Origin of the sequence: Enterobacter soli ATCC BAA-2102, assembly GCF_001654845.1 — a bacterium.
Lineage (GTDB): Bacteria > Pseudomonadota > Gammaproteobacteria > Enterobacterales > Enterobacteriaceae > Enterobacter > Enterobacter soli.
Window position 1 is genome coordinate 76,008 of sequence record NZ_LXES01000024.1, and the last position, 18,248, is coordinate 94,255.

The window sequence follows — 18,248 nt, forward strand, 5'->3', positions numbered from 1 at the left end:
ATTTAGAGGGCCTTATGGCAACGTACTATAGCAACGATTTTCGTGCTGGTCTTAAAATCATGATGGACGGCGAACCGTATGCGGTTGAAGCCAGCGAATTCGTTAAACCAGGTAAAGGCCAGGCATTCGCGCGTGTTAAGCTGCGCCGCCTGCTGACCGGTACCCGTGTAGAAAAAACCTTCAAGTCTACTGACTCCGCTGAAGGCGCTGATGTTGTTGATATGAACCTGACTTACCTCTACAACGATGGTGAGTTCTATCACTTCATGAACAACTCTACTTTCGAACAGCTGTCTGCTGACGAGAAAGCAGTCGGTGACAGCGCTAAATGGCTGCTGGATCAGGCTGAGTGCATCGTGACCCTGTGGAACGGCCAGCCTATCGCTGTGACCCCACCAAACTTCGTAGAGCTGGAAATCGTTGAAACCGATCCAGGCCTGAAAGGTGACACCGCAGGTACTGGCGGCAAGCCTGCTAAATTGTCTACCGGTGCAGTGGTTAAAGTTCCACTGTTCGTACAGACTGGCGAAGTGATCAAAGTGGATACCCGCTCCGGCGAATACGTATCCCGCGTGAAGTAATCATGTAAATGATTGATGGCGCAGCGCCCGCTGCGCCTGTTTTATGCAGGCAGGGATGATGAAACGTACCGTTAAAATTCTGCTTCTGTTGGCGCTGTCCGGCGCGTTCCTTTCCGGGTGTAATACCGCACGCGGTGTCGGCGAAGATATCAAAGATCTTGGCCATGTGATTTCTCACGCAGCCAGCTAATTTCGTCTAATTCTCCTAAAATCGCTTCCTGAGCCGTCAAATGACGGGATCTTGTCTATCCTTAAGTTGCTATTCAACAAAATAACTTTGGCTATAAAAGGAAGATATTATGGTTAAGAAGACAATTGCAGCGATCTTTTCTGTTCTGGTTCTTTCTTCAGTTTTAACCGCCTGTAATACCACGCGTGGCGTCGGTCAGGATATTTCTGAAGGTGGCAGCGCAATTTCTGGTGCAGCAACAAAAGCGCAGAACTAATGAAGTTCAGACGGTACGTTGTGTCGATCTCCTCGTACCGTCAATTTTCCACTTCTTGCAGGGATAAAAACGGCGAAAAACGTGTATCCATATGTAGTTTCATACGGATGTTGCGTTTGTAGGTATAAACCGTTTTCCCGTTAATGCTCAAATGGCTGGCAATCTTCTGATTGCTTGCGCCATCCATCCACAGCGTGAGCACTTTTTCTTCCTGGCGGGTTAATAACGGTGCTGCAATTTGCGGTATTTCAATGCTGGCGCAGGATGTCAGCGCATCGTTAATCACCGTGGCCAGCTGCTCGAGTTCGGCATTTTTCAACAGACAGGACCAGACCGGGAACTGCTCCAGGTAATTTGCCATCTCCGGCTCTTCGCCTGACTGCAACAAAATAAAGGGCAGCGTTTCGCAGGCTTTCAGCAAAGAAGAGAGCTGCTGGAAATGGTGAATATCCTGTTTGAAGCCGTGCAAGTCAGCAATCACCAGCGTCGGCTTCCACTGTAGAATGTGCTCCCTGGCCAGGAAAAGATTATTCAAACCGGTCACAACGTAGCTACCCGGGAACAGGCCTGAATGATTGAGCCATGCTTCAAACCCGGTACGGGTGAAGTGACAACGGTCAATCAAAAGAATTTTGAACATATTTTTTTCGCAGTCGGCTAGTGGTTTGGCTTCCTGCCATCAGAAAGCACATCATCATAGAGAAGTCGGATGAGTGATAAATGCCTGAACTACGCGCCATACTGCGGCTATTTCTTGCCTTAACAAGTTCAGCATAAATGGATTGAAAAAAAATCGGTCGTTAACCAAAATATGCCACCTAATCTCTGCCTTTCGGGACGACCCGTAAGTGCATCTGTTCATCGGGGACGGCCCCAACTTGTATTTAAGTTAAGGAGCCAGATATGTCCTGGATTATTCTTGTCATTGCCGGTTTGCTTGAGGTTGTCTGGGCAATCGGTCTGAAGTACACCCACGGTTTTACCCGCCTGATGCCAAGCCTGATTACCGTTACCGCGATGGTTGTCAGTATTGCGCTGCTGTCGTGGGCGATGCGCACGCTGCCGGTAGGCACGGCTTATGCCGTGTGGACGGGGATCGGCGCTGTCGGAGCGGCAATTACGGGCATTTTGCTGCTGGGTGAATCGGCGAGTCTGGCACGTATTGCCAGCCTCGCCTTGATTGTCGCAGGAATTATTGGTTTAAAACTCAGCGCACATTAATGGGGTTGTTCAACCCAGATTAATTTCGTCACATCAAACCCTTGCCGGGTCGCGACGTCCAGCATCTGCTGTTTCATTTCACTGGAAATGGTTGGCGTGCGGGAGAGTATCCAGAGGTAGTCGCGATCCGGCCCGCAAACCAGTGCATGACGGTATTCTCTGTCCAGGGCTATGACGTTATACCCGCCATAGAAGGGACCAAAGAAAGAGACTTTAAGCGCCGCCCGATTTGGGTCGCCGGTAAAGTAGGCTTGTCCAATTGCCTGTTGCCACATGCCGCGGTCAGGGTTATAGCCGCGATTAATTACCTGGATCCCGCCATCATCCATCAAGCTGTAGTTCGCGGTGACCTTCTGCAAACCCCGCTCAAAGCGGTGATCGAAACGGGCAATTTCATACCATGTTCCCAGGAATCGCTGAGCATCGAAATTGTTGACGACGGTGACACCCGCTGGTGGGGTCGGAGAACTACAGGCAACCACTAAAAACGCGGCTGTCACTGCGGCGATAACAGGCAGAATGCGCATAGGTGTTTCCTTACTGTTTTTTGTTAAGTGTAGATGACGGCAAGGAAAATGTGGGGGACGTGCGGTGTGTTCCGCCGGGTGGTGGCTTCGCCTTACCCGGCCTACAACACCGATGCGTTATGAAGGCCGGATAAGCGTTAGCGCCACCCGGCAATGTTTACTACAGAGCGCTCAAAATACGGTATGCCGACTCAACTCGCGCCGGGTTCGGATAGCTTTTATTCGCGAGCATCACAATACCGATCTGCTTTTCAGGAATAAATGCCACGTAGCTGCCAAACCCGCCAGTAGAGCCTGTTTTGTGTACCCAGGACGCTTTGACCGGGGGAGCGGGTGGATTGACCTCTGCCGCGGGCAACGGTGCCAGCGCCACCTTATTGTCGCTGCCCCCGACCACGGTTTTGGCATCGACCGGCCAGTTAAGCATTTCCCAGCCTAACCCTTGATACATGGCACCCACGCGCCAGTAGCGCGATTGTGCAAGGGCGATGCCTTGCTTAAGAGACGCATCCGCGACGGTATCTGGCGCCATGTTGGCCATCACCCAGTTCGCCATATCCTTCACGTTGGTTTTGACGCCATAGGCTTCAGCGTCCAGCATCCCCGGTGATACGCGTACCGCTTTACCGTCACGGTATCCCCAGGCGTAATGCGCCTCTTCTGCTTTCGGAACGTTAATCCACGTATGGTCCAGTTTGAGCGGCTTAAAGACCCGCTTCGTCATGGCCTCCTCAAAGCTCATGCCGGAAGGCTTAACTGCCAGCGCGCCGAAAAGGCCAATACTGGCGTTTGCATAAAGGCGCGTTGTCCCGGGTTTCCACTGTGGCTGCCAGTGCTGGTAGAAATTCAGCAGTGAAGCGTTGTCAGTGACCTCATCCGGGACTTGTAACGGCAGGCCGCCGGCGGTGTAAGTTGCCAGATCCAGCAGACGGATCCCTTGCCACTGTTTGCCCGTCAGTTCAGGCCAGTATTTCGTTGCCGGGTCGCTCAGTGAGATTTCATGGCGAGCAATGGCATCGCCTCCCAGCACGCCGGTGAAGGTTTTACTGATGGAGCCCAGCTCGAATAACGTCTGTTGTGTAACGGGCAGGTGGGCTGCGACATCGGCTTCGCCGAAGGTGAAATAGTGCGGTTTGCCCTGATAAATGACCGCCACCGCCATACCGGGAATGGCCTGTGCTTTCATCAGGGGAGTCACGGAACGTTCCACCACATCAGCCAACTGTTTTTCTGACATCGTCCCGGCAAGGGCAGAACAGGAGGCGGTGAGCAGCAGAGCGCAGCAAAGTGATTTTTTCATGAGATATCTTCCGTAATAACGAGTCAAGGGAGTGTCCGGGCCCATCAGACGAGCGTAGTCTGTTGGATTTGACTGTGCATGACAAACGGTTAAATTTAGCAGGAGCTGTTAATTTTTCTAACGGACAAGACCATGACGCGCAGCTATATTCCCCTTAATTCGCTTCGGGCATTCGAAGCCGCCGCCAGGCACCTCAGTTTTACTCATGCGGCGATCGAGCTGAATGTCACCCATTCCGCCATTAGCCAGCAGGTGAAAGCTCTGGAACAGCACCTCAACTGCCAGCTGTTCGTGCGCGTCTCTCGCGGCCTGATGCTGACCACGGAAGGTGAGAATTTATTGCCGGTACTGAACGACTCTTTTGATCGCATTGCCGGAATGCTGGACCGCTTTAGTCGTCACCGGGCGCAGGAAAAACTCAAAATTGGCGTTGTCGGGACCTTCGCCACTGGCTGCTTATTCCCGCTGCTGGAGGATTTTCGCCGCAGTTACCCGCATATTGACCTCCAGCTTTCCACGCATAACAACCGGGTCGATCCGGCTGCCGAAGGGCTGGATTACACCATCCGCTACGGTGGCGGTGCATGGCACGGCACTGAGGCCATTTTTCTTTGCGCAGCACCGCTGGCCCCTCTTTGCTCGCCGGAGTTTGCCGACAGGCTACACGCGCCCGCTGATATTCTGAAATTTACCCTGCTGCGCTCCTATCGACGCGATGAATGGTCGGCATGGATGCAGGCTGCGGGTGAGCCGCCACCCTCGCCGACACATCGGGTGATGGTATTTGATTCATCCGTGACCATGCTGGAAGCCGCGCAGGCGGGCGTGGGGATTGCCATCGCACCGGTCGGCATGTTTGCCCATCTGCTGAACAGCGAGCGTATTGTGCAGCCGTTTGCCACCCAGATCGATCTGGGCAGTTACTGGCTAACGCGATTGCAGTCCCGGACTGAAACCCCTGCCATGCACGAGTTTGCGCAGTGGCTGGTGGGGAAGATGCAGAAATAAAAAGGCCCACCGGATGGCGGGCCAGATGATTCAGATGGTGACCACGGCAATCAGCGTCACCACGGTCAGAATGGTTGCCAGACCGTAGAAGACCCACTTGCCGCTCGGCACATGGATTTTCAGGTCATGCATCGCATGGTGAATACGGTGCAGGCCACACCACAGCGGCAGGAGAATCATCAGGAAGATGAATACGCGGCCAATAAAGCTGCTCGCAAACGCCAGCACGCGATCGTAGCCAAGCGCATCACCCGGGAACAGCCCCAGCGGCAGCATAATGCCAACCAGCAGGATGATCACCGGCGCGATGATGGCACTCCACATGCCGCCTGCGCCAAACAGACCCCAGAAGACCGGCTCGTCTGAACGTTTTGGATTTGGATTGATCACAGTAGTCTCCTTACCAGAACAGTGCGACAAACAGAATGACCACAGTGACTATCGCCGTCACCGCCCACAGCCCTTTAATCACCGGCTCTGGCCCCATTTTCTCGCCTTTTACGATGATGTTCGCTGCTTTTGGCGCCAGTTCAAACCAGGTTTTAGTATGAAGCAGCGCCGCTGCAAGCACGATGAGGTTCAGGATCACCACAATCGGGTTTTGCAGGAAGCCCACAAAATTCGCCCAGGTTTCCGGGCCGTGTTTGAGAGCGAACACCCCGTACATCAGTTCAATGCTGAACCAGACCGCCGGTACAGCCGTGCCTTCACGCAGCATATAGAAGCGATAAAACGGCAGATTTTTCCACCAGGTGGACGGCATTGGCCGCACGTAGGCTTTGCGTTTAGTCGTCATCATGCACTCCTTAGCGTGGTTTCAGGGTAGCGATAAGAAAGTCTTTCGAGCTTTCAACTTTACCCTGCTGAATGGCGGCGGCCGGATCGACATGCTTCGGACAGACTTCGGAGCAATAGCCGACAAAAGTACAGCTCCAGACGCCGTTCTGGCTGTTAAGCTGCGCCATACGTTCTTTTTTACCGTGGTCGCGGCTGTCTTCGTTATAGCGATGCGCCAGGGTAATGGCCGCCGGGCCGATGAACTCTTTATTCAGACCAAACTGTGGGCAGGCGGCGTAGCACAGGCCACAGTTGATGCAGCCGGAGAACTGATGGTATTTCGCCATCTGCGCCGGGGTCTGGGTGTTTGGCCCCTGATCCGGCGTGCGCGGGTTGCCGATGATGTACGGCTTAATCGCTTCCAGGCTTTCGATAAAGTGGGTCATATCGACCACCAGATCGCGCTCGATCGGGAAGTTGCCCAGTGCTTCAACCTTGATCCCTTTGGTGTATTCCCGCAGGAAGGTTTTACAGGCCAGCTTCGGTACCTTGTTGACCATCATGCCGCAGGAGCCGCAGATCGCCATACGGCAGGACCAGCGGTAGCTCAGGTCAGGCGCCAGGTTGTCTTTAATGTAGCCGAGCGCATCCAGCAGGGAAGTTTGCTCGTCGTAAGGGACTTCGTAGAAAGCGCTGTGCGGGGCGGCGTCCACTTCCGGGTTGTAGCGCACCACTTCAACTTTCAGTTTTTGCATCTCAGCCATTCGCCTTCTCCTTCTTCTCGGCGGCTTCTGCTTCTGCACCGTAAACGCGTTTCGCTGGCGGCAGCGTGGTGATCTTCACGTCGCTGTAGTCCAGACGCGTGGTTCCATCCGCATCACGCCAGGCGAGGGTGTGTTTCAGGAAGTTGATATCGTCACGTTCGGTGCAGCCTTCATCCAGACGCTGGTGCGCGCCGCGTGACTCTTTACGGGCCAGCGCAGAGTGCGCCATACATTCGGCCACGTTCAGGCCGTGTCCCAGCTCAATGGTGTAAAGCAGGTCGGTATTGAACACGCTGGAGGTATCGGTGATACGCACGCGTTTGAAGCGCTCCTGCAACTCCGCCAGCTTGTCGACGGTTTTTTGCATCAGCTCTGGCGTACGGTAGATACCGCAGCCTTCCTCCATGGAAAGCCCCATTTCATCGCGGATTTTCGACCAGTTTTCGTTACCTTCCTGATTAACGAGGTCTTTCAGGCGTTTTTCAACGTCTGCAACCTGTGCATCCAGTGCGGTGCTATTCGCTTCACCTGCGGTGGCGGCACGTTCCATCGCGCTCTCGCCCGCCATACGACCAAAGACGACCAGCTCTGCCAGTGAGTTTGATCCCAGACGGTTGGCGCCATGCAGGCCCACGGAGGAACACTCGCCCACGGCGAACAGGCCTTTGATACGGGTTTCACACTGCTGATCGGTTTCGATACCGCCCATGGTGTAGTGCGCGGTTGGACGCACCGGAATCGGCTCTTTCACCGGATCGACGCCCACGTAGGCTTTTGCCAGTTCGCAGATGAACGGCAGACGTTCCAGCAATTTCTTCTCGCCCAGGTGACGCAGGTCAAGGTAGACCACATCGCCGCGCGGGGTAGGGATGGTGTTGCCTTTGCGCCACTCGTGCCAGAAAGCCTGGGACACTTTGTCGCGTGGGCCAAGCTCCATATATTTGTTCTTCGGCTCGCCGAGCGGGGTTTCCGGGCCCATGCCGTAATCCTGCAAATAGCGATAGCCGTTTTTGTTGACCAGGATACCGCCTTCACCACGGCAACCTTCCGTCATCAGGATGCCGGAACCCGGCAGGCCAGTTGGGTGATACTGAACAAACTCCATATCACGCAGCGGTACGCCGTGGCTGAGCGCCATGCCCATCCCGTCGCCAGTCACAATCCCGCCGTTGGTGTTGTAGCGGTAAACACGGCCAGCGCCGCCGGTTGCCACCACCACGGCTTTCGCGCGGATCTGCACCAGCGTGCCTTCCATCATGTTCATCGCCACCAGGCCACGCGCTTCGCCATCGTCCACGAGGATGTCGAGAACGAAATGTTCATCAAAGCGTTGAATCTGGGGGAACTGAAGGGAGGTCTGGAACAGGGTGTGAAGCATGTGGAAGCCGGTTTTATCGGCGGCGAACCAGGTACGTTCGATTTTCATCCCGCCGAAGCGGCGAACGTTCACGCTGCCATCCGGGCGGCGGCTCCACGGGCATCCCCACTGTTCGAGCTGGGTCATTTCCGTGGGACAGTGGTGCACGAAGTAGTCAACGACATCCTGTTCGCAAAGCCAGTCGCCCCCTGCAACCGTGTCGTGGAAATGGTATTCGAAGCTATCATGATCCTGCGCAACGGCGGCGGATCCCCCTTCGGCGGCAACCGTGTGGCTGCGCATAGGGTAGACTTTTGAAATCAGTGCGATTTTAGCGTTTGGATTAGCCTGAGCGGCTGCAATCGCAGCACGTAATCCAGCCCCGCCAGCGCCTATAACGGCAAGATCGGCTTGAAAAGTTTGCACGACATTCCTCCAGATTTTTGTTATTTCGCAATGCGATGAACTAAAGGTAGCTCACCTGCCCGGACGGGCTATCGCGAAAGCGTTTCCACTGCTCCTTTATGGGTAAAACAGTATAACCGCGTGGATGTGAGGGAAATTTGACGTGTTCGATTTTTTTGCTGTTATGTGCGGTGATTTATCATTGTGATTGATGAATTGCGTCACGGAATTATCGCCTTCAATGAAATCCGCTAATTTACTGCGCAAAATTTGTCTCTGTCCCTGCTAACGAGTAGACTTCGTGCCCTTGTTTGAAATCGGAGAAGAACTCATGAGCGAAACGGCCACCTGGCAGCCGAGCGCGTCCATCCCTAATTTGTTAAAACGCGCAGCAATTATGGCGGAGATCCGCCGCTTCTTTGCCGATCGCGGTGTACTTGAGGTGGAAACGCCGTGCATGAGTCAGGCAACGGTTACCGATATTCATCTGGTCCCGTTCGAAACCCGTTTTGTTGGTCCTGGTCACTCTCAGGGCATGAATCTGTATCTGATGACCAGCCCGGAATACCATATGAAGCGCCTGCTGGCGGCGGGCTGTGGCCCGGTGTATCAGCTGTGTCGCAGCTTCCGCAATGAAGAGATGGGGCGTCACCATAACCCGGAATTCACCATGCTGGAGTGGTATCGCCCGCATTATGATATGTACCGCCTGATGAATGAGGTGGACGATCTGCTGCAACAGGTACTGGATTGTGCAGAAGCCGAAACGCTCTCCTATCAACAGGCGTTCCAGCGCTATCTGGAAATTGATCCGCTGTCTGCCGACAAAACGCAGCTGCGTGAAGTGGCGGCGAAGCTTGATTTGAGCAACGTGGCGGATACTGAAGAAGACCGCGATACGCTGCTGCAACTGCTGTTCACCTTTGGCGTTGAGCCGCAGATTGGCAAAGACCGGCCTGCTTTTGTTTACCACTTCCCGGCAAGCCAGGCTTCTCTGGCGCAGATCAGCACTGAAGATCACCGCGTGGCGGAACGCTTTGAGGTTTACTACAAAGGCATTGAGCTGGCGAACGGGTTCCACGAACTGACCGACGCGCGCGAACAGCAGCAGCGCTTCGAGCAGGACAACCGCAAGCGTAATGCGCGTAGCCTGCCGCAGCAGCCGATTGATACTCATCTGCTGGAAGCCCTGAAAGCCGGTTTGCCGGATTGCTCTGGCGTGGCGCTGGGTGTTGACCGTCTGGTGATGCTGGCGCTGGGTGCCGAGCAACTGGGCGATGTGATTGCGTTTACCGTCGACCGCGCGTAACAACATGCCGGGTGGCGCTGCGCTTACCCGGCTCTTATCGACTGGCAATATTCCTTTCCATTTCCGCACGACAACATTAAAAACTGCCACGCTCTCTATACACGGGTCAATTTCTTAATTTGACCCGCATAGCCACATCATTTATCCGGTCTTTTGCTACCATCCGCGCAGTTTACTTCTCCTTCGGATGGCTCTATGTCCCACTCACTCAAAAAGATGACCCTCATCGGGCTCATTCTGATGATTTTTACCTCCGTCTTTGGCTTTGCGAATAGCCCATCTGCGTTCTACCTGATGGGTTACAGCGCGACGCCGTTCTATATCGTTTCTGCTCTGTTCTTCTTTATTCCGTTTGCGCTGATGATGGCGGAAATGGGCTCGGCTTACCGGAAAGAAGAGGGTGGGATTTATTCGTGGATGAATAACAGCGTCGGCCCGCGCTACGCGTTTATCGGCACGTTTATGTGGTTCTCCTCTTACGTGGTCTGGATGGTCAGCACGGCGGCGAAAGTCTGGGTGCCGTTTTCCACGTTTTTGTTTGGGGCCGATAAAACACAGGTCTGGTCGCTGGCGGGTCTGAGCTCCACGCAGGTTGTGGGGATCCTGGCAGTCCTCTGGATGGTGGTGGTGACGCTGGTGGCGTCGAAAGGTATCAATAAAATTGCCCGCATTACTGCCGTGGGGGGGATCGCAGTGATGTGCCTGAACCTGGTACTGTTGCTGGTGAGTATCGCCATTCTGTGTCTGAACGGCGGGCATTTCGCGCAGGAGGTGAATTTCGTTTCATCGCCTAATCCGGGCTACCAGTCTGGCCTCGCCATGCTCTCTTTTGTGGTATTTGCCATCTTTGCCTACGGCGGTATTGAGGCTGTGGGCGGCCTGGTTGATAAGACCGAGAACCCAGAGAAGAACTTTGCCAAAGGGATTATCTTTGCCGCCATTGTTATCTCCGTTGGCTACTCGCTGGCGATTTTCCTTTGGGGCGTGAGCACCAACTGGCAGCAGGTGTTGAGTAACAACACCACTAATCTCGGCAATGTTACGTATGTGCTGATGAAAAGCCTGGGGGTGACACTGGGGCAGGCAATGCATCTGTCGCCAGACGCCGCGGCAACAATGGGCGTCTGGTTTGCACGCATAACCGGTCTGTCGATGTTCCTTGCCTATACCGGCGCATTCTTCACGCTTATCTATTCGCCGCTCAAAGCCATTATTCAGGGCACGCCAAAAGCGCTGTGGCCGGCACGCATGACACAGCTGAATACCGCGGGTATGCCTGCCAACGCCATGTGGATGCAGTGTCTGTTGGTCTGCGTGTTCATTCTGCTGGTGTCGTTTGGTGGGGATACGGCATCCGCGTTTTATAACAAGCTGACCCTGATGGCGAACGTGTCGATGACGCTGCCTTATCTTTTCCTGACGCTGGCGTTCCCGTTCTTCAAGGCGAAGCAGGATCTTGAGCGTCCGTTTGTGATTTTCAAAACGCGCGCTGCAACGCTGCTGGCGACAATGGTTGTGGTGCTGGTGGTCGCATTCGCCAATATCTTTACCATTATCCAGCCGGTGATCGAAGCGAATGACTGGAACAGCGCGCTGTGGATGGTGGGTGGGCCGATCTTCTTCTCGCTGCTGGCGATGGGAATTTATGAGAACTACCGTCGACGTTCGACGGCCTTTGTTGCCGAAGTGGCGTAGTGAATAAAAAACCCCTCCCGGATGGGAGGGGTCAGGGCTACAAACTTCCCGCCGGGCGCTTACGCGCCGCTGATGTCACCGTTCTTGCCGTCTTACGACCATCCAGACTTTCCAGGCGCATCTGGAATGGAGGGAACGGCATATCGATACCGTGCTCGCGGAAGCCTGCCAGAATCAGCTGGTGGATCTCGTGGCGCAGCGGCATTCGATGCCCCATTTCAGCCGCATAAATACGCAGCTCGAAAATCTGGATCCCCTGCTGCAAATCGACCAGGAAGACTTCCGGTGCCGGGTTGTCTATCACCAGCGAGCAGCGCTCTGCGGCGGTGTACAGGATTTGCGTCACCTCTTCGCTGTTTGCATCTGATGGCGCAGGCACGGTCAGCACCACACGCGTAACGGAGTCTGACAACGACCAGTTGATAAACTGCTCGGTGATAAACGCCTTATTTGGCACGATGATCTCTTTACGATCCCAGTCGCTGATCGTCGTCGCACGGGTGTTGATCCTGGTGACACTGCCGGTCAAGTCGCGGATCGTCACCGTATCGCCGATACGGATCGGTTTTTCAAACAGGATGATCAGGCCGGAAACAAAGTTGGCGAAAATCTCCTGCAAGCCAAAGCCCAGGCCAACGGTGAGGGCAGCAACCAGCCACTGTAGCTTCGACCACTCAATACCAATCATCGAGAACCCAACCAGCCCACCAAACAGCATGATCAGATATTTGGTGATGGTGGTAATGGCATAGCCCGTACCTGGCGCTAAATCCAGGTGTTGCAGCAGCGCCAGTTCCAGCAGAGCAGGGAAGTTACGGATAAGCTGCGTGGTGATGATCAGCACCAGAATCGCAATCAGCACCGCGCCCAGGGTGATAGGCTCAAGGCTTTCAACACCCTGTACCGTCGACGTGACATCCCACAGCGAGATGTTTTCGAGGAAGCCAAATGCAGAGTGGATCTCAGACCACAGGAAAATCACCGAGAGCAGGGCAATCAGCATCAGGATCGAGCGTACCAGTCGCAGGGACTGGGTACTGATAGCATCGAGATCCAGTTCAACATCATCCGCATCGGTGTTCCCTTCCGTGCTGTTGGTATGGTGCGATTCCTCTTCACCTCGGGCACGCTGCGCGAGGATCTCCGCGCGGCGGTGCTTGGCACGGTCGAACGCCAGCCTGCGGCGCTGGATAAGCATCCATCGGCGAATAACGTGGTAGACCACCAGGAGCAGGAACCAGATGGCGACTGACGTTTCCAGCCGCGCCAGCAGCGCCTGCGCAGTAGCCAGATAACCCACGGCTGCCGCCAGGATCGCGAGCAGTGGAGCAGAGAGCATCAGGTTCCACAGCAGGCGGTTGAACATGTTATCGCCGCTGCCGGTTTTATCGAGATACAGCGGAATACCGGCACGTTTGAGGCTGAGCTTAACCATCGCCAGCGCGCCGCAAATCAGCATAAAGCACAGACGACCCAACGAGCCGGAGAATTCACGGTCATTGAGGTTATCGAACATGATAAGCGCCATGATCAGAGGCACGATAAGCCCGATGCTCATCAGGTAATAACGCATGGCGCGCGCCACGCGATTCCGCGGCCAGCCAAAGTGGGCTATGAACAGGCCGTTCGGACGGGCAAACGTGGCGCAAATCATCACCACCCACAGCAGCGGAACGGTGGCGGTCACACCATCGCCAATCGCCACCGCCAGCGGATAAGGCCAGGCCTCCCGCAGGCCGTAGCCGAGCGTCATCCACAGCACCGGCAGCGGCGAGGCAACGAGAATCGACCAGAATACCGTGCGTAGCGTTAGCCAGAAGTGATCCTGCGTCACCTTGCCGACGCGCGCACTGGAGCGCTCCAGGAAGCGGGTAAAGTGCCTGCGCGAATAAATACTGCAACCCACCAGAATCAATGCCCCCAGCAGCGGGAAGATCGTCTCTTTGCTGGTGAGCATCATCACGCTGGCCTGGCCCAACTGGCTGAAGGTATCCAGTGAAATAAGGCGGCGCAGATCCTGCACGATTTCAATTGGCCAGGAGAAGGTCATCGGGCGGACGTCGGAAGTCCAGAACAGGTAGCGGTGCGTCGCCTCGTTCACCTCTTTCAGCGCATCTTCAAGCTGGCTGTTAGACACTTTCAGCTTGGTGAGCTCGAGGATAAGCGTATCGCCACCCTGAAGCAGTGAATTCAGCAGCTCGCGTTGGGTGCGCATCTGCGCGTCCAGAATGCGGTTTTGCTCACTGGTCAGCGGCTGCCCGTCGGCCTGACGGATCTGGCGGATTTGCGGCTGTTTGTTGAGGAGATCTTCAAAATGCAGGCGCTGGACGCGCAGTTGTGCCATTTCAGTATCAAGCTGTTGTGGCTTTGGCATTTCCGGCAAGCGTGCAACCTGCGCGCGTAATGCTTCGCCCAGCAGGTTTGAGGAGCCAAGCCACTGGGATTGCTCGCGCAGGGTATTCAGCGCCTGACGTACCTGCAAGGTTTGGTTAGTGGCCTGACGCTGTTGCGACGCCACCAGATCCATACGCTGTGCTTGCTGGTTCAGGGCGGCAGAAAGCTCGCGGTTAACCTTAAACTGATCGACAATCCCGACGGGCAGGTTATCGCTGTTTTCGGCAAGTAATTCCGTGCTTTCCAGCGCTTTTTCAGCTTCACGCTGGCGCTGGCTGTTTAGCTGGTTACGCAGGGTCTGTAACCAGGCATCAAGCTGCTCACTCTGCTTTTGCGCCAGCTCGGAACGCATCCGCGACAGCTCCTGGCGGTTGTTGGCAGACAGTTGCGCCAGCTCCAGCTCATCCACCAGGGCTTTGAGTCTGGCGGATTCAGCCTGAATGGCAAGATTCTGCGCCTGGTTAAGCGGGGTATTACCGGTCTGTGTCCCGACACGTCGCTCAACTTCACTGAGCTGGCGGCGGGCATCGGTTTGCTGTTGTGGAAGCTGGTTGAGCGAATCGGCAATTTCACGTGCGCGCTCCTGCTCCTGCTGAGCCATACGACTCTTTTCCAGAAGCTGGCTGCTGACTTGCAGGATCTCCTGATTAAGCGCGTCGGAGGTCATGCCCGCAGGCACCTCGCGCGGTTCATCGCGCAGGTTATTCAACTGCGAGCGCAGCGTTTGCGAAAGTTTGGGGAAGTTATCGATAACCTGCTGATATTGCTGAGCACGCTCAAGGGAACCTTTGCGTTCCTCGAGCGCGTTCAGCGCGGCCTGGAGCGATTCGACGGTTTCAGGCTGCGCGGGTTTTGCCGCTTTTGCCTGCTCCAGCTCCTGGGTTATCTGTTTGGCGTCGGGGGCTGTCGCTGCGTACGCCCCCATGCTGAGGCACCAGGCCATCAGTAGTACGATAATCGGGCGCACGTCAGCGGTCCTTCTGTTGTTAGCCTTCGTCTTTTTTGTCGTCAACCAGCGGGCTGGCGTCGTGCTCTGCTTTAATCTCTTCTTCTGCCAGCGGTGCAGGCTCTGCGTCCGGCGTGGCGAAGGTTTCGGTAGAAACGGCCAGCGGCTGACCCAGTTTGGTCACTGACAGGCTTTCCAACTGCTCTACCAGGTTTACTTTACCCGGCGCAAACAGGTTGATAACCGTAGAGCCCAGCTTGAAGCGGCCCATTTCCTGGCCTTTCAGCAGCGCCACGGAGCCTTCTGCTTCGCCCGCAGGCCATGTCCAGCGCTTGATAACACCTTCGCGTGGCGGGGTGATGGTGCCCGCCCAGACGGTTTCGATGCTGCCTACAATGGTAGCACCCACCAGAATCTGCGCCATTGGGCCAAATTCAGTATCAAACAGGCAGATGACGCGTTCGTTACGGGCGAACAGGTTCGGGACGTTCTGCGCGGTCAGGTGGTTCACAGAGAACAGGTCGCCTGGCACATAGATCATTTCACGCAGGATGCCGTTGCATGGCATATGCACGCGGTGATAGTCGCGCGGCGAAAGATAGGTGGTGGCGAATGACCCGTTGCGGAACAGGTCAGCCATCAGGTAATTACCCGCCAGCAGCGCTTCCAGGCTGTAGTTGTGGCCTTTCGCCTGCAAAATTTTGTCGTCTTCGATTTTACCGAGCTGGCTGATGACGCCGTCAGCAGGCATGACCAGCACGTTAGGGTCGGTGTTTACCGGGCGAACGTCGTCGCGCAGGGGACGGACGAAGAACTCGTTGAAAGTGCGATAGCTGGCGGTGTCCGGCTTCTGCGCCTCTTTCATGTCGACCTTGTAGTATTTCACAAACAGGTCGATGACCAGTTTGGTCAGCCAGCCTGCTCGTTTGCTCGCGCCCCAGCCCGCCAGGCGAGTGAGCCACAGTTTTGGCAGAATGTATTGAAGCGAAAGTTTAAATGAGTTTAACAAGGTAGCCTCCAGGCCATTGTTTTGTCGTTCCTGATCCGGCATTACGCTGCCGGAACCTGAAAAAAGGGGACGATTTTAGCGATGCTTAGCTTAGTTGTCAGTTATCCGAATCAGAAAAGTTTTTACGCGTTTTTACGTCTTCCATGCTCTCAAGAATTCGGTGATAGTTTTCAAAGCGGGTTTCCGCAATTTCACCGTTCTCTACCGCTTCACGGATAGCACAACCTGGGTCGTTATCGTGTTTGCAGTCGCGATATTTGCAAGCGCCTAAATAATCATGGAATTCGACAAAACCATTGAAGATTTGTTCCGGTTCGAGGTGCCACAGGCCGAATTCGCGCACGCCCGGGGAGTCGATCACGTCGCCGCCGTGCGGGAAGTGATACAGACGCGAGGCGGTGGTGGTGTGCTGGCCCAGACCTGAAACATTCGAGACATCGTTCGTCAGGATCTCTTGCTGGAGGCCAAGCAGGTTATTCAGCAGGCTGGATTTACCCACGCCGGATTGACCCGCAAAGATGCTGATCCGGTCGGTCAGCGCTTCTTCTAACGGTTTCAGGCCATCTTTGGTGTGGCTGGAGACCATCAGCACGCGATAACCAATCTTGCGGTAGATATCCATCTGCTCGTTAACAAAGGCCATGCCGTCGTCATCCAGCAGATCGATTTTGTTCAACACGATGATCGGTTCAACCTGAAGCGTTTCGCAAGCAACGAGGTAGCGGTCGATGATATTGAGCGAAAGCTCCGGTAAAATCGCCGAAACGATGACGATCTGGTCAATGTTGGCGGCAATCGGTTTTACGCCATCGTAGAAATCCGGGCGGGTTAACACCGATGTGCGTTCATGTACGGCCTCAACGATACCTTTTACCGTCACACCTTCCGCGGCTTCTTTGCCTGGACGCCAGACCACGCGGTCACCGGTAACCAGTGAACGGATGGTGCGACGGATATTACAACGGTGGATATCCCCGTCGGCGGATTCGACATCGGCATGCATACCAAAACGGCTAATCACGACACCTTCTGTCGCTTCGCCAAACAGGTTGTCGTCGTAATCCGGCTTCTCCGAAGTGGTTTTAAGACGGCGCTGGTGATTGGCGTTGACGCGGCGCTGCTGCCCTTTGGAGAGTTTATTTTTACTCAATCGCACTGGCTCCTGGTCGCCCGTGATGGGCAAAACCTCTATGATACACTCTAATTAATACTAGTTAACCTGCTACCGCCGGTTATGCGAGAAGGGTGGAAAATAACATGAGCGCAGATGAAAACAACCTGATTTGGATTGATCTTGAAATGACCGGGCTGGATCCCGAGCGCGATCGCATTATTGAGATTGCCACGCTGGTCACCGATGCAAACCTCAATATTCTGGCTGAAGGGCCAACCATTGCCGTTCATCAGTCTGATGAACAACTTGCGCTGATGGATGACTGGAACGTGCGTACCCATACCGGCAGCGGGCTGGTGGATCGCGTGAAGGCCAGCACGCAGGGCGATCGTGATGCGGAGCTGGCGACCATTGAGTTTCTGAAGCAGTGGGTTCCGGAAGGGAAATCACCTATCTGCGGTAACAGTATTGGCCAGGATCGCCGTTTCCTGTTTAAGTACATGCCGGAACTGGAAGCTTACTTCCACTACCGTTACCTGGATGTCAGCACCCTGAAAGAGCTGGCGCGTCGCTGGAAACCTGAAATTCTGGACGGCTTTAAAAAACAGGGCACCCACCAGGCGATGGATGATATCCGTGAGTCTGTAGCGGAACTGGCTTACTACCGCGAGAATTTTATTAAGCTGTGATTTTTGAGGCCCGGCACCCTTGCGTTGCCGGGTTTTTGTCGTTAAATTGTGCAGCTTGCTGATTAATTAATCACTTGAACAAGATTTCGAAAAAATCGCTTTCAGGGGGGTTGCAGCTAAAAGGATTTCTCGTATAATGCGCCTCCCGTAACGACAGAGAATTACGCGTTACGACAGCAACAAAAGCAGTACAGATTTGCGGGAATAGCTCAGTTGGTAGAGCACGACCTTGCCAAGGTCGGGGTCGCGAGTTCGAGTCTCGTTTCCCGCTCCAAAATTTGAAAGTATCGCAAGATACGCCAGCATCAGAACACCCAAGCGGGAATAGCTCAGTTGGTAGAGCACGACCTTGCCAAGGTCGGGGTCGCGAGTTCGAGTCTCGTTTCCCGCTCCAAAATTTGAAAGTATCGGAAGATACGTCAGCACCAGAACACCCAAGCGGGAATAGCTCAGTTGGTAGAGCACGACCTTGCCAAGGTCGGGGTCGCGAGTTCGAGTCTCGTTTCCCGCTCCAAATTCTTCTTCGTCTCTAAAATATCCACAGCGAAATATTTCGTTGGGGACGTTTTCTATTGCATCTGAAATACTACTATAAACAGAGTTATCCACAGATCCTGTCGTTTACCTGAATGGGGTAAAAACTTCGCAAGGTGAATAATATCTATTTAATGCATTGAATTTTATTAAGAAAATTTGATTTCAAAAT

Annotated in this window: 18 protein-coding genes and 3 tRNA genes; 11 read left to right on the forward strand and 10 right to left on the reverse strand. The window is 54.6% G+C overall.

All coding sequences use genetic code 11. The features are described from left to right. Nucleotides 1-14 precede the first annotated feature (14 nt). The 3 genes from efp (at nt 15) to ecnB (ending at nt 1,027) form a co-directional block, all read left to right on the forward strand. Nucleotides 15-581, forward strand: coding sequence for an elongation factor P (gene efp / locus M987_RS07755; protein ID WP_010427766.1), 567 nt, complete (start codon nt 15-17; stop codon nt 579-581). 58 nt (nt 582-639) lie between these two features. Continuing rightward, nucleotides 640-771, forward strand: a complete 132-nt coding sequence (locus tag M987_RS07760) for an entericidin A/B family lipoprotein (protein WP_041161986.1) — start codon at nt 640-642, stop codon at nt 769-771. 109 nt (nt 772-880) lie between these two features. After that, a complete protein-coding gene (gene ecnB, locus M987_RS07765) occupies nt 881-1,027 on the forward strand; it encodes a lipoprotein toxin entericidin B (RefSeq protein ID WP_014068593.1) in 147 nt (48 codons plus the stop codon). 40 nt (nt 1,028-1,067) lie between these two features. On the opposite strand, the gene M987_RS07770 is transcribed toward ecnB, so the two are convergent. Further along, on the reverse strand, nt 1,068-1,667 hold the full coding sequence (locus M987_RS07770; protein ID WP_014068594.1) for a helix-turn-helix transcriptional regulator: 600 nt from the start codon (nt 1,665-1,667) through the stop codon (nt 1,068-1,070). A 263-nt stretch (nt 1,668-1,930) separates the two neighbouring features. Here M987_RS07770 and sugE point away from each other — a divergent pair, with 263 nt between their 5' ends. Continuing rightward, nucleotides 1,931-2,248 (forward strand): quaternary ammonium compound efflux SMR transporter SugE, encoded by a 318-nt coding sequence (gene sugE, locus M987_RS07775; protein ID WP_014068595.1) that lies wholly within the window; start codon nt 1,931-1,933, stop codon nt 2,246-2,248. On the opposite strand, the gene M987_RS07780 is transcribed toward sugE, so the two are convergent. Both M987_RS07780 and blaACT read right to left on the reverse strand, forming a co-directional pair. Beyond that, nucleotides 2,245-2,775 carry a lipocalin family protein gene (locus M987_RS07780; RefSeq protein WP_014068596.1) on the reverse strand — a complete coding sequence of 177 codons (531 nt, stop codon included), beginning with the start codon at nt 2,773-2,775 and terminating at the stop codon, nt 2,245-2,247. The genes sugE and M987_RS07780 overlap by 4 nt on opposite strands. A 160-nt stretch (nt 2,776-2,935) precedes the next feature. Continuing rightward, entirely contained in the window at nt 2,936-4,075 is a 1,140-nt protein-coding gene (gene blaACT, locus M987_RS07785) for an ACT family cephalosporin-hydrolyzing class C beta-lactamase (protein WP_014068597.1), read from the reverse strand. 132 nt (nt 4,076-4,207) lie between these two features. Between blaACT and ampR the strand changes: the two genes are divergently transcribed. After that, nucleotides 4,208-5,083, forward strand: coding sequence for a LysR family transcriptional regulator AmpR (gene ampR / locus M987_RS07790; protein ID WP_014068598.1), 876 nt, complete (start codon nt 4,208-4,210; stop codon nt 5,081-5,083). A gap of 30 nt (nt 5,084-5,113) precedes the next feature. Here ampR and frdD read toward each other — a convergent pair whose 3' ends face one another. Genes frdD through frdA form a run of 4 tightly spaced genes read right to left on the reverse strand, consistent with a single transcriptional unit; the run spans nt 5,114 to nt 8,407 of the window. After that, nucleotides 5,114-5,473 carry a fumarate reductase subunit FrdD gene (gene frdD, locus M987_RS07795; RefSeq protein WP_014068599.1) on the reverse strand — a complete coding sequence of 120 codons (360 nt, stop codon included), beginning with the start codon at nt 5,471-5,473 and terminating at the stop codon, nt 5,114-5,116. 10 nt (nt 5,474-5,483) lie between these two features. Beyond that, nucleotides 5,484-5,879 carry a fumarate reductase subunit FrdC gene (gene frdC / locus M987_RS07800; protein WP_014068600.1) on the reverse strand — a complete coding sequence of 132 codons (396 nt, stop codon included), beginning with the start codon at nt 5,877-5,879 and terminating at the stop codon, nt 5,484-5,486. A 10-nt stretch (nt 5,880-5,889) separates the two neighbouring features. Beyond that, nucleotides 5,890-6,624, reverse strand: a complete 735-nt coding sequence (locus M987_RS07805) for a succinate dehydrogenase/fumarate reductase iron-sulfur subunit (protein WP_014068601.1) — start codon at nt 6,622-6,624, stop codon at nt 5,890-5,892. After that, nucleotides 6,617-8,407: a fumarate reductase (quinol) flavoprotein subunit gene (gene frdA, locus M987_RS07810; protein WP_014068602.1), complete on the reverse strand. Its 1,791-nt coding sequence runs from the start codon at nt 8,405-8,407 to the stop codon at nt 6,617-6,619. The genes M987_RS07805 and frdA overlap by 8 nt, the downstream gene beginning before the upstream one ends. A 310-nt stretch (nt 8,408-8,717) precedes the next feature. Here frdA and epmA point away from each other — a divergent pair, with 310 nt between their 5' ends. Then, a complete protein-coding gene (epmA, locus tag M987_RS07815; protein WP_014068603.1) occupies nt 8,718-9,695 on the forward strand; it encodes an elongation factor P--(R)-beta-lysine ligase in 978 nt (325 codons plus the stop codon). A gap of 195 nt (nt 9,696-9,890) precedes the next feature. Continuing rightward, nucleotides 9,891-11,390 (forward strand): glutamate/gamma-aminobutyrate family transporter YjeM, encoded by a 1,500-nt coding sequence (gene yjeM / locus M987_RS07820; RefSeq protein WP_014068604.1) that lies wholly within the window; start codon nt 9,891-9,893, stop codon nt 11,388-11,390. Between the two features lie 37 nt (nt 11,391-11,427). Here the strand turns inward: yjeM and mscM are convergent, their stop codons facing one another. From mscM to rsgA, 3 genes are all read right to left on the reverse strand, one after another. Continuing rightward, entirely contained in the window at nt 11,428-14,751 is a 3,324-nt protein-coding gene (gene mscM, locus M987_RS07825) for a miniconductance mechanosensitive channel MscM (RefSeq protein ID WP_014068605.1), read from the reverse strand. Between the two features lie 19 nt (nt 14,752-14,770). After that, nucleotides 14,771-15,739, reverse strand: a complete 969-nt coding sequence (gene asd / locus M987_RS07830; RefSeq protein ID WP_041162176.1) for an archaetidylserine decarboxylase — start codon at nt 15,737-15,739, stop codon at nt 14,771-14,773. A 97-nt stretch (nt 15,740-15,836) separates the two neighbouring features. Further along, complete coding sequence (gene rsgA / locus M987_RS07835) at nt 15,837-16,889, reverse strand: small ribosomal subunit biogenesis GTPase RsgA (protein WP_014068607.1); 1,053 nt, start codon at nt 16,887-16,889, stop codon at nt 15,837-15,839. Between the two features lie 107 nt (nt 16,890-16,996). Between rsgA and orn the strand changes: the two genes are divergently transcribed. From orn to M987_RS07855, 4 genes are all read left to right on the forward strand, one after another. Next, nucleotides 16,997-17,542 carry an oligoribonuclease gene (gene orn, locus M987_RS07840; protein WP_014068608.1) on the forward strand — a complete coding sequence of 182 codons (546 nt, stop codon included), beginning with the start codon at nt 16,997-16,999 and terminating at the stop codon, nt 17,540-17,542. A gap of 198 nt (nt 17,543-17,740) precedes the next feature. After that, a tRNA-Gly gene (locus M987_RS07845) sits at nt 17,741-17,816 on the forward strand. 44 nt (nt 17,817-17,860) lie between these two features. Further along, nucleotides 17,861-17,936, forward strand: a tRNA-Gly gene (locus tag M987_RS07850). 44 nt (nt 17,937-17,980) lie between these two features. Beyond that, nucleotides 17,981-18,056 (forward strand) — tRNA-Gly (locus tag M987_RS07855). The last annotated feature ends 192 nt before the right edge of the window (nt 18,057-18,248 follow it).

Excerpts from the sequence above, each read along its gene's own strand:
- efp (WP_010427766.1), top strand. The coding sequence starts at position 15 with ATGGCAACGTACTATAGCAACGATTTTCGTGCTGGTCTTAAAATCATG.
- M987_RS07760 (WP_041161986.1), top strand. The coding sequence starts at position 640 with ATGAAACGTACCGTTAAAATTCTGCTTCTGTTGGCGCTGTCCGGCGCG.
- ecnB (WP_014068593.1), top strand. The coding sequence starts at position 881 with ATGGTTAAGAAGACAATTGCAGCGATCTTTTCTGTTCTGGTTCTTTCT.
- M987_RS07770 (WP_014068594.1), bottom strand. The coding sequence starts at position 1,667 with ATGTTCAAAATTCTTTTGATTGACCGTTGTCACTTCACCCGTACCGGG.
- sugE (WP_014068595.1), top strand. The coding sequence starts at position 1,931 with ATGTCCTGGATTATTCTTGTCATTGCCGGTTTGCTTGAGGTTGTCTGG.
- M987_RS07780 (WP_014068596.1), bottom strand. The coding sequence starts at position 2,775 with ATGCGCATTCTGCCTGTTATCGCCGCAGTGACAGCCGCGTTTTTAGTG.
- blaACT (WP_014068597.1), bottom strand. The coding sequence starts at position 4,075 with ATGAAAAAATCACTTTGCTGCGCTCTGCTGCTCACCGCCTCCTGTTCT.
- ampR (WP_014068598.1), top strand. The coding sequence starts at position 4,208 with ATGACGCGCAGCTATATTCCCCTTAATTCGCTTCGGGCATTCGAAGCC.
- frdC (WP_014068600.1), bottom strand. The coding sequence starts at position 5,879 with ATGACGACTAAACGCAAAGCCTACGTGCGGCCAATGCCGTCCACCTGG.
- M987_RS07805 (WP_014068601.1), bottom strand. The coding sequence starts at position 6,624 with ATGGCTGAGATGCAAAAACTGAAAGTTGAAGTGGTGCGCTACAACCCG.
- epmA (WP_014068603.1), top strand. The coding sequence starts at position 8,718 with ATGAGCGAAACGGCCACCTGGCAGCCGAGCGCGTCCATCCCTAATTTG.
- yjeM (WP_014068604.1), top strand. The coding sequence starts at position 9,891 with ATGTCCCACTCACTCAAAAAGATGACCCTCATCGGGCTCATTCTGATG.
- orn (WP_014068608.1), top strand. The coding sequence starts at position 16,997 with ATGAGCGCAGATGAAAACAACCTGATTTGGATTGATCTTGAAATGACC.